This window comes from Streptomyces sp. NPDC001980, assembly GCF_040296885.1.
In the GTDB taxonomy this organism is placed as follows: domain Bacteria; phylum Actinomycetota; class Actinomycetes; order Streptomycetales; family Streptomycetaceae; genus Streptomyces.
In genome coordinates, this window is the sequence record NZ_JBEOYD010000007.1 from 191,732 (window position 1) to 205,644 (window position 13,913).

Genomic DNA, 13,913 nt, shown 5'->3' on the forward strand with positions numbered 1-13,913 from the left:
CTTGCGTTTCACAGAGTGAGACGTGAGTATCGTTGCATGGACAACAGTAGCGGCGTCGGCGTCCTGGACAAGGCGGCCCTTGTCCTGAGCGCCCTGGAGTCCGGTCCGGCCACCCTCGCGGGTCTGGTCGGGGCCACCGGACTGGCACGACCCACGGCCCACCGGCTGGCCGTGGCCCTGGAACACCACCGCATGGTGGCACGCGACATGCAGGGCCGTTTCATTCTCGGCCCGCGACTCGCGGAACTGGCCGCGGCGGCCGGCGAGGACCGCCTGCTCGCGACGGCGGGCCCGGTGCTGACGCACCTCCGTGACATCACCGGAGAGAGTGCGCAGCTCTATCGCCGCCAGGGCGACATGCGCATCTGCGTGGCCGCCGCGGAACGGCTGTCCGGACTCCGGGACACGGTCCCGGTCGGCTCGACGCTGACGATGAAGGCCGGTTCCTCGGCGCAGATCCTCATGGCCTGGGAGGAGCCGGAGCGGCTGCACCGCGGCCTCCAGGGCGCCCGCTTCACGGCCACGGCCCTCTCGGGCGTCCGCCGCCGCGGCTGGGCCCAGTCCATCGGCGAGCGGGAGCCGGGCGTCGCGTCGGTGTCGGCGCCGGTGCGCGGCCCTTCCAACCGGGTGGTGGCCGCCGTCTCCGTCTCCGGCCCCATCGAGCGCCTGACCCGCCACCCCGGCCGCATGCATGCCCAGGCCGTGATCGACGCGGCGGCCCGCCTCTCCGAGGCGCTGCGCCGTACCGGCTGAGAGCCGACACCCCCGGAGAAAGAGGCCGGCCTCAACGCCGCGGCAGGCCCTTTCTCAGGGGGTGAGACTTTTTCCGCAGGGGACTGTCCCCACCAGGGGCGCGGGGCTGTATCGATGTGCGGCTCCGCCGCGTGAGCTCGACCAGCCACGTGCTGCCCGCAGCCGCCCAATGACCGGAGCTCCCACGGCGCAGCGTCTGCCACCACCGGCCGTCTGCCGTCTGCCGCGCCGTCGTGGCTGGTCGCGCGGTTCCCCGCGCCCCTAGGTGAGTCAGCTCCCGGAGCGGTAGGCGAACCGGTCCTTCGCGTAGCGCCCCCGCTTCTCCACCGGCACCACCCCGCTCGCCGCGCCCAGCCCGAACTCCGGCATGTCGAAGTAGATCGACTCGTACCCGCCCTCGGGCGCCACGTACGTCTCGTGCCACAGGCCCACATGGCCCCGCAGCTTCCCCGCGCGCTCCTTTCGGTTCACGATGCTCCACATCCCGTGGTGGACCGTCTCCGGCGAACTCGCGTACGCGTACAGCTTCTCCTTCGACTCCCAGTACTGGACGACGTAGTACGTCCGCGGCGACGCCGTCAGCAGGATGCGGCCCAGCAGCCCCCGGCCGGGGTCCCGCACCAGCTCCCTCAGCATGCGGAACATCGACAGCATGACCGGGAGCCACTGGTGGACCGCCCAGAAGTGGTTGATGCGCATGCCGATGAGCAGAACCACCGCGTCGCCCTCACGGGCAGCGGTCGTACGGCCCGGAATCGGTTTGGTGAACATGAGGAACGACACCCCCGGAGGCCTGTCGGATAGCGGCACTATCCTTCTGTCGATGCTTGGATAGTGGCACTTACCAAGGAGGCGCGCAAGACATGCGGCTTGCCCGGTTGAGCGAGCGCAGCGGGGTGTCCGCCGCGACGATCAAGTACTACCTGCGCGAGGGGTTGTTGCCGCCGGGCCGCCAGGTCAACGCCACGACCGCCGAGTACGACGAGGCGCATCTGCGGCGGCTGCGGCTGGTGCGGGCGATGATCCAGGTGGGGCGGATCCCCGTGGCGACGGTCCGCGAGGTGCTCGGGCACGTCGACGACGACTCGCTGGGCCGCACGATCCGGGTGGGCGCCGCGCTGTGGGCACTGCCGCAGCTGCCGGAGCCGGACGAGGACGACGAGTACGTGCGGGCCGCGCACCGGGAGGCCGACACCCTGCTGGACACGCTGGGCTGGGAGAACGCCAGGCAGCTGACGACGATCTCACCGGCGTACCGGCAGCTGGTGGTCGCGCTGGCCGCGTTCCGCCGGCTCGGCTACGACTGGGACGCCGAACTCCTCGTACCGCGCGCGAAGTTGATGTACCAGGCGGCCGTCGCCGACCTGGACTTCCTGGAGACGCATCCATCGGAGGAGGAGAAGGTGGAGGCCGCGGTGGCCAGCGCGGTGCTGGTGGAGCCCATGCTCCAGGCCCTGCACCGGCTGGCCCAGGAGGAGGAGTCGGCCCGGCGCTACGGCTTCGAGTAGGGCGCCGCATGCACAGGCAGAAGGCCCCCCGCCGAAGCGGAGGGCCTTCTTCACGTACCCCCGACCGGATTCGAACCGGCGCTACCGCCTTGAGAGGGCGGCGTGCTAGGCCGCTACACAACGGGGGCGAAGATCTGCGTTTCCGCAGATCCGAGCTGGTCTACCTGGACTCGAACCAAGACTAACTGAACCAGAATCAGTCGTGCTGCCAATTACACCATAGACCAATGATGGTTTAGACCAGTTCGTACCCCCGACCGGATTCGAACCGGCGCTACCGCCTTGAGAGGGCGGCGTGCTAGGCCGCTACACAACGGGGGCCCTAGCGATCACCTGTGGATGATCTCCGTACCCCCGACCGGATTCGAACCGGCGCTACCGCCTTGAGAGGGCGGCGTGCTAGGCCGCTACACAACGGGGGCTTTGCAGATGAGCTCTGCGAGCTGGCCTACCTGGACTCGAACCAAGACTAACTGAACCAGAATCAGTCGTGCTGCCAATTACACCATAGGCCACTGGAACGCAAGCCCCTGAGGGGACCTTGTTCTAGTTTTGCGCCTCCGGTTCCGGCCTTTCGGCCCGCTCCCCGGCGGCGCAGGAAGAACATTACCTGAAGGTGGACGGGGCTCCAAAACGGGTATCGGCGCGGAGGATCGCGGGCAGTTCGGCAAGGGAGGCGATCCGGTGCGGGCCGGCGGGGGCGTCGGCCCTGGTGGCCGGGCCGTTGGTCGGGCCGGTGGACAGTCCGTGGCGGTCGATCCACACCGACAGCAGCCCTGCGTCGGCGGCGCCGCGCCCGTCGATCTCCGGGTGGTCGCCGACGTACGCGACCTCGTGCGGGGCGAGTTCCAGGGCCTCGCAGGCCGCCAGGAAGGCGCCGGCGGCGGGCTTGGAAACGCCCAGTTCGGCCGCGCAGAGGACGGCCTCGAAGCGGTCGTACACCCCGAGCGTGCGCAGCTTGTGGTCCTGGACGTGCAGGCTGGAGTTGGAGAGCACGGCGTGCCGGTAGCCGGCCGCGAGGGCGTCCAGGGCGGGCAGGACGTCCGGGAAGAGGGCCCAGACGGCCTCGTAGTGCGTCCGGTACCGGCGGAACCAGTCGTCGGCCTCGGCGTCGGTCAGCTCCGTCTCCAGGAACACGCGGACCCGGTCCCGGCGCTGGTCCTCGAAGGAGAGCTCGCCCGCCGAGAACCGCGCCCACTGCTGGTCGGTGATCTCCCGCCACCGCACCAGCGCGGCCTCCGCGCTCCCCCAGCCGGCGAGCAGCCCCTCCGCCGCCAGATGCGCCCGCATGCCCTCGCGGTCGGCACTCGTGTAGTCGAAGAGAGTGTCGTCCACGTCCCAGACCACGGCCCTGATCGTCATGACACCGACCGTACTCCGCCGGCGCCGTCAGCCCAGGGTCATCGTGCCGGTCAGGGTCAGGGTCCGGCCCTGGCCGTCGCGGGGGCGGGCGGTGAGCTTCCAGGTGTACCTGCCGGTCGCGGCGGCGGCGCCGCTGTCGGTCGTGCCGTCCCAGGCCGGGCGTACGGCCGCGCCCGTGGAGGCGCCGGTCAGGGTGCGCCGGACCGTGCCCGAGGGGGTGGCGATGGTCAGGGTCCAGGTGGACGGCTTGTTCAGCTGCCACACCGGGGACCAGGGCGCCGACCTGGTGATGACGGACGGGGAGTAGACCTGCGCGTCCATCTGGGCGAGCGGCGAGGTGGGGACGCCGCTGGGGACGATCCACACCTTTTTGTAGTAGTCGAGGTAGGCGATCTGGCCGCCGAACCGGTCCACGGCCCAACGGCCGTTACTGGTTCCGGTGTTCTGGTCGGTCGTGGGCAGCACGGCCACGACGCGGGTCTGCGCGGTCCCGGTGTGGACGTCGGTGAGCAGCAGTTGGTGGGTGGTGCGGTTCTCGCGCACCAGGAAGCCGTCGCCGAGGCGGGCCGGGGAGGGGCGGGCAGGGACGGAGATGTTCCGCTGGGCCGCCCGGTCGTAGACCCCGGCCGGGCCGGATGCGCCGCAGCTCCAGTAGAGGCGGCTGTTGACGGCCTGGATGTCGGTGGGGACGCACCGGGAGCCGGTGGTGACCGTGGTCGTGGTCTCACCGGTCTTCAGGTCGTGCCCGGTGATCGACCCCTTGGCGCCGCCGGGCGTCCACAGGGCCGCCGTGGTGCGGTGCCGGCTGAGCGCGATCTTGCCGGCGGTGGCGCCGCGCGGGAAGTCGACGATCTTCTGGACGCCGGGCGTACCGCCGTTGTAGAGGACGTAGCGGCCGGTGCCGCCGGCGATGCGGCCCCGGGAGTCGCCGGTCTGCACGTTCTGCAGGGAGGCGGTGTCGAGGCCGGTCTCGATCACGTACTCCCGGCCGGAGGAGTCGGTGAACAGGTGGGTGACGTGCCCGTCGCCGAGGGCCTCCAGCTGGGGACAGGCGGCGTCGCCCGTGAGTCAGGTCGGGTCGGCCAGGGCGGGGCTGCGGCGGGTCTGGGGTCCGACCGGCGCGCCGACGCGGATGTACCTCCAGTCGGCGACCAGCCAGCGGTCGTTGAAGCGGACCGGCGGTTCGGCGGCCACTCCCGTGACGTAGGTGCGGAAGGTGCCGTCGCTCAGGTCCACGAGGCGTGGTCCGATCCCAGGAGGCCGGTTCCCTCCGCGACCTGGCCATGTGAGCGCGGCCAGTGGCGACGGGGAGGCCCTGAACCATCACTCTGGTGGAGCAGGGGCCCCGCACGCTGGCGCCGCACCCGGCGTCCCAGGTCGCACGATCACCGTAGCCCAAACGGCCCAGACCACCGCAAGCCCAGCGGCCGACCATCACACGATCGAGTCAAGCCGCCCTGGTGCGCACTCCCCGGCGACATGCCACCTGTGCAGGCTGCACACACCTACGTCACGCGCGCAGGAAACGTCCAACGTCCGCCCAAGAAGCGGGACTTCGCCGTAGGGGTTAACTCTCGGAGACGGCTCGGGGACGCGCGAAGGGCGGCCCCGGACGATCCGGTTGCCGCCCCTTCACGCGCGCGTGCCTACGCGCTCAGCTTCGCCAGCGCCGCGTCGATCCTCGCCAGCGTCTTCTCCTTGCCCAGGACCTCCAGGGACTCGAAGAGCGGCAGGCCGACCGTGCGGCCGGTGACGGCCACCCGGACCGGGGCCTGGGCCTTGCCGAGCTTGAGGCCGTGGGCCTCGCCGGCGGCCAGGACAGCCTCCTTCAGGGACTCCGGGGAGGTCCAGTCGGCCGACTCCAGCTTCTCGCGGGCCGTGGCCAGGAGGGCGTCGCTGCCCTCCTTCATCGCCTTGGTCCAGGACGCCTCGTCCTCGACCGGCTCGGGGAGGAACAGGAAGTCGACGTTCTCGGTGATCTCCGAGAGAACCTTCAGGCGGGTCTGGGCGTGCGGGGCGATCGCCTGCCACTTCGCCTCGTCGAAGTCCTCCGGGGCCCACGGGGCGAAGGGGGCCTTGAGCCAGGGGGCGCAGCGCTCCGTGAAGTCCTTCACGTCCAGCATGCGGATGTGGTCGGCGTTGATCGCCTCGCACTTCTTCAGGTCGAAGCGGGCCGGGTTGGGGTTCACGTCGGAGATGTCGAAGGCCGCGACCATCTCCTGGACCGAGAAGATGTCCTGGTCCGCGGAGAGCGACCAGCCCAGCAGGGAGAGGTAGTTGAGCAGGCCCTCGGGCAGGAAGCCGCGCTCCCGGTAGAGGTTCAGGGAGGCCTGCGGGTCGCGCTTCGACAGCTTCTTGTTGCCCTCGCCCATGACATAGGGGAGGTGGCCGAAGGCCGGGGTCTGCTGGGCGATGCCGAGCTCGGTCAGCGCCTGGTAGAGGGCGATCTGGCGCGGGGTGGAGGAGAGCAGGTCCTCGCCGCGCAGGACGTGGGTGATCTCCATCAGGGCGTCGTCGACCGGGTTGACCAGCGTGTACAGCGGGGCGCCGTTGGCGCGGACGATGCCGTAGTCCGGGACGTTCTCCGGGGTGAAGGTCAGCTCGCCGCGGACCAGGTCCGTGAAGGTGATCGTCTCGTCGGGCATCCGGAACCGGACGATCGGCGTGCGGCCCTGGGCCCGGTACTCCTCGACCTGCTCGGCGGTGAGGTCGCGGCAGTGGCCGTCGTAACCGGACGGCTTGCCGGCGGCGCGGGCGGCCTCGCGGCGGCTGTCCAGCTCCTCCTGGGAGCAGTAGCAGTGGTAGGCGTGGCCCGCGTCGAGGAGCTTGGCGGCGACGTCGGCGTAGATGTCCATGCGCTGCGACTGGCGGTACGGCGCGTGCGGGCCGCCGATCTCGGGGCCCTCGTCCCAGTCGAAGCCCAGCCAGCGCATCGCGTCGAGCAGCTGGGTGTACGACTCCTCGGAGTCGCGGGCCGCGTCGGTGTCCTCGATGCGGAAGACCAGGGTGCCCTGGTGGTGCCGGGCGAACGCCCAGTTGAACAAGGCGGTGCGGACCAGGCCCACGTGGGGGTTACCGGTGGGGGACGGACAGAAACGAACGCGAACGGGAGTGCCGGGTGCGCTAGCCACGCTTGACAACCTTGTTGGTGAGAGTGCCGATGCCTTCGATGGTGACGGCGACCTCGTCGCCGACGCTGAGGGGGCCGACCCCTGCCGGGGTGCCGGTGAGGATGACGTCGCCGGGGAGCAGCGTCATGGCCTCGGTGATGTTGACGATCAGGTCCGCGATGGAGTGGATCATCTCGCTCGTACGGCCGAGCTGGCGCTGTTCGCCGTTGACCGTGAGCTGGATCGTCAGGTCGGACGCCGTGGCGAGGTCCAGGTCCGTCTCCACCCAGGGGCCCAGCGGGCAGGAGGTGTCGAAGCCCTTGGCGCGGGCCCACTGCTTCTCGCGCTTCTGGACGTCGCGGGCGGTGACGTCGTTGGCGCAGGTGTAGCCGAGGATGACCTCCGCCGCGCGCTCGCGCGGGACCTCACGGCACATGCGGCCGATGACCACGGCCAGTTCGGCCTCGTGGTGGAGGTCCTGGGAGAAGGACGGGTACTGGATGTCGTCGCCGGGGCCGATCACCGAGGTGGACGGCTTGAAGAAGGCGAAGGGGGCGTCCGGGACCTCGTTGCCCAGCTCCTTCGCGTGCTCCGCGTAGTTGCGGCCGTAGGCCACGACCTTGTTGGGGAGCACCGGCGGGAGCAGGCGGACCTTGCTCAGCGGGACCTTCGTACCGGAGAGCTCGAAGTCCGCGAACGGAATGCCCTTGATGATGTCGAGGACGAGTTCGTCCTGCTTGTCGCCCTCGACGGCGCCGAAGGCGACGTTCCCGTCGATGGAGAACCTGGCGATGCGCACGGGATCCTGGCGCCCCTCACTGAGCCGGCTGGAGTCTGACGCCCCAGGCTAACGCGGTGAGGGGTGGCCGCCGCGGAATAACCCGGTCACCGGGTGGGTGAGTGATCGGCGGCCGGGTCCCGTACTAGTCCGCGACCGAGGTCCCGGCCGGGATCTCCATGAGGATCGTGCGCCGGGGGTTGGCGGTCTGGGAGGGGAGATCGAGGGAGTGCTCGGGCAGCTCGGGGGTCTGCAGTTCCTCGGCGTCCTTGAGGTGGGCGAGGGTGGTGCGCCGGGGGTTGGCTATGTTGCGGAACATCATCGTCGTCTTCACGGTTGTACTGGACCCCGTCATGTGTGGGTTGGCAGAGACTTCCCTCTTGTAAAGCGCCAGGCTAAACATCGAATTCCCGGCCGAAGCCGTGAAGAGGCCTTGATGCGCATGTGAGTTTGCTCACGACCTCGGGGGCAAAGCGGTCATATCCGGCTGGCAACTCACCGCAACGAAACGGACATTGGCGAACTGAACCTGTCATTCCGCTCCTGATCATGGCGACTGGGACACGGTCCACGCACCGGCGACTGACAGGGATACGCCCTTTATGTACGCGATCGACTTCCACATCTCGTAACGTGGCACTCACACGCTGTCACGGAGGTCACAGCTCGGTCCACGGCCCTTGTTGGAGATCCGGCACTGTGCTGGAATTCCACGGACCGCCGCAGGATCGAGCCGGCGCGCAGGGGGCGCAACGCAGCGCCGAGTGGCGGCGAGACAGGGGGAGCCAGCGCCGGTCACACTCACGACCAACAGGGTGCGTATTCAGGGCGCTCCCCGTTCAACGCCGACACCGTGTCCTTCCATTCCCGGAGGGGCGCCTGGTCCAGAGGTTGCGACGCTAGTGCAGGGACGTTTCAAGAGGGATGGCAGCGCTTCGGCGGAGCCGGAGGCGCACGGCGGGACCGACCGCGGTTCCTCGCCCCAGCACGCCCAGAACCCGGGCCCGGCCCCGGTCGGCGGTGGTGGTGACGGCGGTGAGCGCTCCGGGCGCCCCGCCGTGTCGGCGTCTTCGGGCCCCCAGCCGACCGCAACTCCGACTCCGACGATCAAGCCCGCGCAGGGACCGTCCAACCCGGGCTCGCGCATAGCCCTGCGCAACTGGCGTATCTCCACGCGCCTGGTGTCGCTGCTCGCGCTCCCCGTGGTGGCGGCGACGACGCTCGGCGCGGTGCGCATCAACGACTCGCTCAACGACATCCAGCAGCTCGACAACATGCAGCTGCTGACGGACATGACCACGCAGGCGACCGAGCTGGCCACCGCGCTCCAGACCGAGCGCGACAAGACGGCCGGTCCGCTGGCGCACGGCGGGTCGCCCACGGGCTCCGCGGTCAAGGGTCTGGAGGACCAGACCGACCGCGCCCGCGAGAACTTCCTCAACGCCTCCGAGGAAATCGACACCGCGAGCAAGAACGGTCAGCTCCAGGGCGTCCGCGACAGCCTCGTCGGTCTGGCCGGCCAGCTGGACGACCTGGCGAAGATCCGCAAGGACGCCTATCAGCAGAAGGAGAACTCGACCCAGACGGTCGAGGCCTACCACCGGCTGATCACCCAGCTGATCGACCTCTCCCAGGACATGGCGCAGGCCTCCAGCAACCCGGAGATGATCCAGCGCACCCGCGCCCTGGCGGCGTTCTCCACCGCCAAGGAGTACGCGTCCGTGCAGCGCGCCGTCATCGCCGCGGCCCTGCCGGACAACGGCACGAGCGCCGGCGACCTCTCCGAGAACGACCGCCTGTACGGCGAGTCCGCCCAGGAGAGCGAGACCTCCGAGCTGACGATCTTCCGGAAGATCTACGCCGGCAATGCGGCCGACCTGCTCAGCCCGATCGACGGGAACAACCCGACGATCGAGTCCGCGGACACCTACGCCAAGCGTGCACTCGGCGCCCAGAACGGTCTGAACGAGCTCAGCAAGCGCTCGTACCTCGACTGGGTCGACGACAGCTCGACCAAGATCGACCAGATGAAGAAGATCGAGCACACGCTGCTCGAGGACATGGAGCAGAAGGCTCGCGAGCTGCGGGCCTCCTCCGAGCAGTCCGCGATCATCTCCGGTGCGCTGATCCTGCTCGTCCTCGGCGTGTCGCTGGTCGGCGCCTTCATCGTGGCCCGCTCCATGATCCGCTCGCTGCGCCGCCTCCAGGAGACCGCCACCAAGGTCGCCCAGGACCGGCTGCCCGAGCTGGTCAAGCAGCTCTCCGAGTCCGACCCGCAGGACGTCGACACGTCCGTGGAGTCGGTCGGTGTGCACTCCCGGGACGAGATCGGCCAGGTGGCCGCGGCCTTCGACGACGTGCACCGCGAGGCCGTCCGCCTCGCCGCCGAGCAGGCCCTCCTCCGGGGCAACGTCAACGCGATGTTCACCAACCTCTCGCGCCGTTCCCAGGGCCTCATCCAGCGTCAGCTCTCGCTCATCTCCGAACTGGAGTCCCGCGAGGCCGACCCGGACCAGCTGTCCTCCCTCTTCAAGCTCGACCACCTCGCGACGCGTATGCGCCGTAACGGTGAGAACCTCCTCGTTCTCGCCGGTGAAGAGCCCGGCCGCCGCTGGACCCGCCCGGTCCCGCTGGTCGACGTGCTCCGCGCCGCCGCCTCCGAGGTGGAGCAGTACGAGCGCATCGAACTGGCCGCCGTGCCGACCACCGAAGTGGCCGGCCGCGTGGTCAACGACCTCGTGCACCTGCTCGCCGAGCTCCTCGAGAACGCCACCTCGTTCTCCTCCCCGCAGACCAAGGTCAAGGTCACCGGTCACGCGCTGCCCGACGGCCGCGTCCTGATCGAGATCCACGACACCGGTATCGGCCTCTCCCCCGAGGACCTCGCGGCGATCAACGAGCGGCTCGCCTCGCCGCCCACCGTGGACGTCTCGGTCTCCCGCCGCATGGGCCTCTTCGTGGTCGGTCGTCTGTCGCAGCGGCACGGCATCCGCATCCAGCTGCGCCCGTCCGACTCCGGTGGTACGACCGCGCTGGTCATGCTCCCGGTCGACGTCGCCCAGGGCGGCAAGAAGCCCGCTCCCGGCAAGCCCGGTGCCCCCGCTCAGTCCGGCGGTCCGGCCGCCGCGCAGGCAGCGGCCGGTGCGGCCGCCGCCCGCCGCGGAGGCGGCCAGGGCGGTGCCGGCGGTCCGCTCGGCGCGGGTGCCCCCGCTCCGGCGCTCGGCGGCGGTGCCGCCGCGGCCGGCGGACGCGGTGGTGCCCTCGGTTCCGGCGCTCCCTCCGGTGGCGGGCTGCTCGGTGCCGGTGCGGGTCCGCGCGGCCAGGTCGGCGCCGGCCAGGGTCCCCGGGCCGCGCTGCCCGGCGCGGGCCCGAGCGGCGGCCGTCCCGGTGCGCAGGGCGGCGGACGCGGCTCGCAGGGCCGGCCGAACACGGGTGCCGGTGCCTTCGGCAACCAGGACGCGTTCGGCAACCCGCAGGACTCCTTCGGCGGCCAGGACGCCTTCGGCAACCGCGCTCCGGTCCCGCCGCAGCGCTCCGCGAACTCCTCCGACCAGGGCCGTCAGCCCCAGCTGCCGCCGCGCGGCGGCCCGCGGGCCGAGCTGCCCGGTGCCAACCCGCCGGCCGGCCGGCCCAGCTGGAGCGACGACAACGCCCAGCCGCCGCTCTCCCGTGCCTCGCTGGACACCCCGCGCGGCCACGACGAGCAGGACCCGGCCCACACCGCGCCGATGCCCCGCATCGACGACCGGCAGGACTTCGGCGCCACCTCGCAGATGCCGGCGATCCCGCAGGCTCCGTCGACCGGCGAGTTCCCGCGCCCGAACGTCAACGCGCCGAACGGCTCGCAGAACACGGGGTCGTTCCCGCGGCCGGGCACGACCGGCCCGCAGGACACCGGCTCGTTCCCGCGCCCGAACCTGAACGGCCAGCACGACACCGGCTCGTTCCCGCGGCCGAACGTCAACGGCCAGCAGGACAACGGCCAGTTCGTCCGCTCCGATGTCTTCGGCGCGCCGACCGGACCGCAGGGCGGCTCCCAGAACACCGGGCAGTTCGCCGCTCCGCAGGCCTACGACAACGGCTCCACCGGCCAGTTCGCCACGCCGTCCTACGACGGCGGCGCCACCGGTCAGCACTCCCTGCCCGGCCGGCAGAACGGCTACCCGGGCAACGGCCAGAACGGCAACGGCCAGTACGGCACCGGCCAGTACGAGCGTCCGGGGACCAACGGCCGCGGCCTCGACTTCGGCGCGCCGCAGCGCCCGCCGGTCCCGCCCGCGCCGCCGGTCCGCCAGGAGCCGGAGGCGCTGCCGCCGGCCACCGGTCCCGGTGACGGTCGTACCCCGCTGTACGACACGCTGGAGACCAACTGGTTCCACGGCGGCCAGCAGGAGCAGCAGCGTCCCCAGAGCAACGGCAACGGCTCGGCGGCGTCGGTTCCGCCGATCCCGCCGGTGCCCGCCCAGCCGCCGGCGCCCGCCGCCGCGGCCCCCCAGCGTCCCGCCCAGGCAGCCTGGCGCACCTCCCCGAACGACGACCTCGTCCGGCAGGCGGAGCGTGTACGGCAGCCGGCGGCGGGCGGTGTCACCACCTCCGGTCTGCCGCGCCGGGTCCCCCGGGCGAACCTCGTCCCGGGCACGGCGCAGCAGCAACAGCACCAAGCGGGTCCGCAGGTCTCGCGTGCGCCTGATGACGTCCGCGGCCGGCTGACCAATCTCCGTCGGGGTATCGCGCAGGGTAGGCAGGCCGGCACCGGCCCGCAGACCGGCAGCTTCCCGAGCCCCACTCACCAGCAGGAGCGTTAGTTGAGTCCGATGAGCCAGGCGGCACAGAACCTCAACTGGTTGATCACCAACTTCGTGGACAACACCCCAGGTGTGTCCCACACCGTCGTCGTGTCCGCCGACGGTCTCCTTCTGGCGATGTCCGAAGGCTTCCCGCGGGACCGTGCCGACCAGCTGGCGGCCGTCGCGTCCGGGCTCACCTCGCTGACCGCCGGGGCCTCCCGGATCTTCGAGGGCGGCAACGTGGCGCAGACGGTCGTCGAGATGGAACGCGGCTTTCTCTTCCTGATGTCCGTCTCCGACGGTTCGTCCCTCGCCGTGCTGGCCCACCCCGAGTGCGACATCGGCCTCGTCGGCTACGAGATGGCGCTCCTGGTCGACCGCGCGGGCGCGGTGCTCACGCCCGACCTGCGCGCCGAACTGCAAGGCAGTCTGCTCCACTGACAGCCCGGATCCAACCCGCCTCACCAAATCACCGTCCGGCCGCCACAATCCCCCCACCGGCCACGTCCGACGGCTAGCCCGACCGACTTGCTGTCCCGCCCGGAGGAACGATGACCCCGCCCACCGCCTCTCATGATCCGTACGCGGAGCCGTACGGGGACGAGGGCGACCAGCCGCTGGTACGTCCTTACGCGATGACCGGCGGCCGGACCCGGCCGCGCTACCAGCTCGCCATCGAGGCGCTGATCAGCACGACGGCCGACCCGGCAGCGCTCATGGGGCTGCTCCCGGAGCACCAGCGCATCTGCCACCTGTGCCGCGAGGTGAAGTCGGTGGCCGAGGTCTCGGCGCTGCTCGCCATGCCGCTCGGTGTGGCCCGGATCCTGGTGGCCGACCTCGCCGAGGCCGGCCTGGTCGCCATCCACCAGCCGGGCGGCGACGAGAACAACGGCGGCGCTCCTGACGTGACGCTGCTCGAAAGGGTGCTCAGTGGACTTCGCAAGCTCTGACGGAGGTCGGGCCACCACCTCCGCGAAGATCGTGGTGGCGGGCGGCTTCGGCGTCGGCAAGACCACGTTCGTGGGAGCGGTCTCCGAGATCAATCCGCTGCGCACGGAGGCCGTGATGACGTCCGCCTCGGCGGGCATCGACGACCTGACGCACACCGGGGACAAGACCACCACCACGGTGGCCATGGACTTCGGCCGTATCACGCTTGACCAGGACCTGATCCTGTACCTGTTCGGCACGCCCGGTCAGGACCGGTTCTGGTTCATGTGGGACGACCTGGTGCGCGGTGCGATCGGCGCGGTGGTGCTCGTGGACACCCGGCGTCTGGCCGACTGCTTCCCGGCGGTCGACTACTTCGAGAACAGCGGTCTGCCGTTCGTCATAGCCCTCAACGGCTTCGACGGACACCAGCCCTACACACCCGAAGAGGTGCGCGAGGCACTGCAGATCGGACCGGACGCGCCGATCATCACGACCGACGCCCGGCACCGGGCCGACGCCAAGAGCGCGCTGATCACGCTGGTGGAGCACGCCCTCATGGCGCGCCTGCGGTAGCCACGGCGCGGTAACCAAGTCCGTCGTCGCCTACGGCAGTTGTCGTAAGGAAACCGGAGCCGACTGTGGCCTTTGACACGGTCGGCTTCGGTGTTCATAACGTTTCGGC

General features: G+C 70.7%; 13 protein-coding genes and 5 tRNA genes. 6 read left to right on the forward strand and 12 right to left on the reverse strand.

Annotated elements, in window-relative coordinates; genetic code table 11:
• Nucleotides 1-36: 36 nt before the first annotated feature.
• Nucleotides 37-753 carry an IclR family transcriptional regulator NdgR gene (gene ndgR, locus ABT137_RS13360; protein WP_089098541.1) on the forward strand — a complete coding sequence of 239 codons (717 nt, stop codon included), beginning with the start codon at nucleotides 37-39 and terminating at the stop codon, nucleotides 751-753.
• 270 nt (nucleotides 754-1,023) lie between these two features.
• On the opposite strand, the gene ABT137_RS13365 is transcribed toward ndgR, so the two are convergent.
• Nucleotides 1,024-1,524 carry a DUF4188 domain-containing protein gene (locus tag ABT137_RS13365; protein WP_351707123.1) on the reverse strand — a complete coding sequence of 167 codons (501 nt, stop codon included), beginning with the start codon at nucleotides 1,522-1,524 and terminating at the stop codon, nucleotides 1,024-1,026.
• Between the two features lie 92 nt (nucleotides 1,525-1,616).
• Between ABT137_RS13365 and ABT137_RS13370 the strand changes: the two genes are divergently transcribed.
• Nucleotides 1,617-2,261: a MerR family transcriptional regulator gene (locus tag ABT137_RS13370; RefSeq protein WP_351707126.1), complete on the forward strand. Its 645-nt coding sequence runs from the start codon at nucleotides 1,617-1,619 to the stop codon at nucleotides 2,259-2,261.
• 55 nt (nucleotides 2,262-2,316) lie between these two features.
• On the opposite strand, the gene ABT137_RS13375 is transcribed toward ABT137_RS13370, so the two are convergent.
• From ABT137_RS13375 to ABT137_RS13425, 11 genes are all read right to left on the reverse strand, one after another.
• A tRNA-Glu gene (locus ABT137_RS13375) sits at nucleotides 2,317-2,389 on the reverse strand.
• A 27-nt stretch (nucleotides 2,390-2,416) separates the two neighbouring features.
• Nucleotides 2,417-2,488, reverse strand: a tRNA-Gln gene (locus tag ABT137_RS13380).
• A gap of 21 nt (nucleotides 2,489-2,509) precedes the next feature.
• Nucleotides 2,510-2,582: transfer RNA gene (locus ABT137_RS13385), tRNA-Glu, on the reverse strand.
• Between the two features lie 28 nt (nucleotides 2,583-2,610).
• A tRNA-Glu gene (locus tag ABT137_RS13390) sits at nucleotides 2,611-2,683 on the reverse strand.
• A 21-nt stretch (nucleotides 2,684-2,704) separates the two neighbouring features.
• Nucleotides 2,705-2,776 (reverse strand) — tRNA-Gln (locus ABT137_RS13395).
• A 91-nt stretch (nucleotides 2,777-2,867) separates the two neighbouring features.
• Nucleotides 2,868-3,623, reverse strand: a complete 756-nt coding sequence (locus tag ABT137_RS13400) for an HAD family hydrolase (protein ID WP_351707129.1) — start codon at nucleotides 3,621-3,623, stop codon at nucleotides 2,868-2,870.
• A gap of 27 nt (nucleotides 3,624-3,650) precedes the next feature.
• A complete protein-coding gene (locus ABT137_RS13405; RefSeq protein ID WP_351707132.1) occupies nucleotides 3,651-4,601 on the reverse strand; it encodes a FlgD immunoglobulin-like domain containing protein in 951 nt (316 codons plus the stop codon).
• A 90-nt stretch (nucleotides 4,602-4,691) separates the two neighbouring features.
• Nucleotides 4,692-4,859 carry a hypothetical protein gene (locus ABT137_RS13410; protein WP_351707135.1) on the reverse strand — a complete coding sequence of 56 codons (168 nt, stop codon included), beginning with the start codon at nucleotides 4,857-4,859 and terminating at the stop codon, nucleotides 4,692-4,694.
• Nucleotides 4,860-5,269: 410 nt separating this feature from the next.
• On the reverse strand, nucleotides 5,270-6,754 hold the full coding sequence (gene gltX / locus ABT137_RS13415) for a glutamate--tRNA ligase (RefSeq protein WP_351707138.1): 1,485 nt from the start codon (nucleotides 6,752-6,754) through the stop codon (nucleotides 5,270-5,272).
• The gene (locus ABT137_RS13420; protein ID WP_351707141.1) at nucleotides 6,747-7,532 is read right to left on the reverse strand and encodes a fumarylacetoacetate hydrolase family protein; all 786 of its coding nucleotides are present in this window, start codon (nucleotides 7,530-7,532) and stop codon (nucleotides 6,747-6,749) included. The genes gltX and ABT137_RS13420 overlap by 8 nt, the downstream gene beginning before the upstream one ends.
• Nucleotides 7,533-7,656: 124 nt before the next feature.
• Nucleotides 7,657-7,845, reverse strand: coding sequence for a hypothetical protein (locus ABT137_RS13425; RefSeq protein ID WP_351707144.1), 189 nt, complete (start codon nucleotides 7,843-7,845; stop codon nucleotides 7,657-7,659).
• Nucleotides 7,846-8,413: 568 nt separating this feature from the next.
• On the opposite strand from ABT137_RS13425, the gene ABT137_RS13430 reads away from it, so the two are divergent.
• From ABT137_RS13430 to ABT137_RS13445, 4 genes are all read left to right on the forward strand, one after another.
• On the forward strand, nucleotides 8,414-12,316 hold the full coding sequence (locus ABT137_RS13430; RefSeq protein WP_351707147.1) for a sensor histidine kinase: 3,903 nt from the start codon (nucleotides 8,414-8,416) through the stop codon (nucleotides 12,314-12,316).
• A gap of 9 nt (nucleotides 12,317-12,325) precedes the next feature.
• A complete protein-coding gene (locus tag ABT137_RS13435) occupies nucleotides 12,326-12,739 on the forward strand; it encodes a roadblock/LC7 domain-containing protein (protein ID WP_003973453.1) in 414 nt (137 codons plus the stop codon).
• Nucleotides 12,740-12,849: 110 nt separating this feature from the next.
• Entirely contained in the window at nucleotides 12,850-13,248 is a 399-nt protein-coding gene (locus ABT137_RS13440) for a DUF742 domain-containing protein (RefSeq protein ID WP_019058642.1), read from the forward strand.
• On the forward strand, nucleotides 13,229-13,804 hold the full coding sequence (locus ABT137_RS13445; protein ID WP_046729249.1) for a GTP-binding protein: 576 nt from the start codon (nucleotides 13,229-13,231) through the stop codon (nucleotides 13,802-13,804). The genes ABT137_RS13440 and ABT137_RS13445 overlap by 20 nt, the downstream gene beginning before the upstream one ends.
• The last annotated feature ends 109 nt before the right edge of the window (nucleotides 13,805-13,913 follow it).

Bases quoted from the DNA above. Each gene is read 5' to 3' on its own strand.
- ABT137_RS13400 (WP_351707129.1), bottom strand. From the start codon at position 3,623: ATGACGATCAGGGCCGTGGTCTGGGACGTGGACGACACTCTCTTCGAC.
- ABT137_RS13440 (WP_019058642.1), top strand. From the start codon at position 12,850: ATGACCCCGCCCACCGCCTCTCATGATCCGTACGCGGAGCCGTACGGG.
- ndgR (WP_089098541.1), top strand. From the start codon at position 37: ATGGACAACAGTAGCGGCGTCGGCGTCCTGGACAAGGCGGCCCTTGTC.
- ABT137_RS13365 (WP_351707123.1), bottom strand. From the start codon at position 1,524: ATGTTCACCAAACCGATTCCGGGCCGTACGACCGCTGCCCGTGAGGGC.
- ABT137_RS13435 (WP_003973453.1), top strand. From the start codon at position 12,326: ATGAGCCAGGCGGCACAGAACCTCAACTGGTTGATCACCAACTTCGTG.
- ABT137_RS13370 (WP_351707126.1), top strand. From the start codon at position 1,617: ATGCGGCTTGCCCGGTTGAGCGAGCGCAGCGGGGTGTCCGCCGCGACG.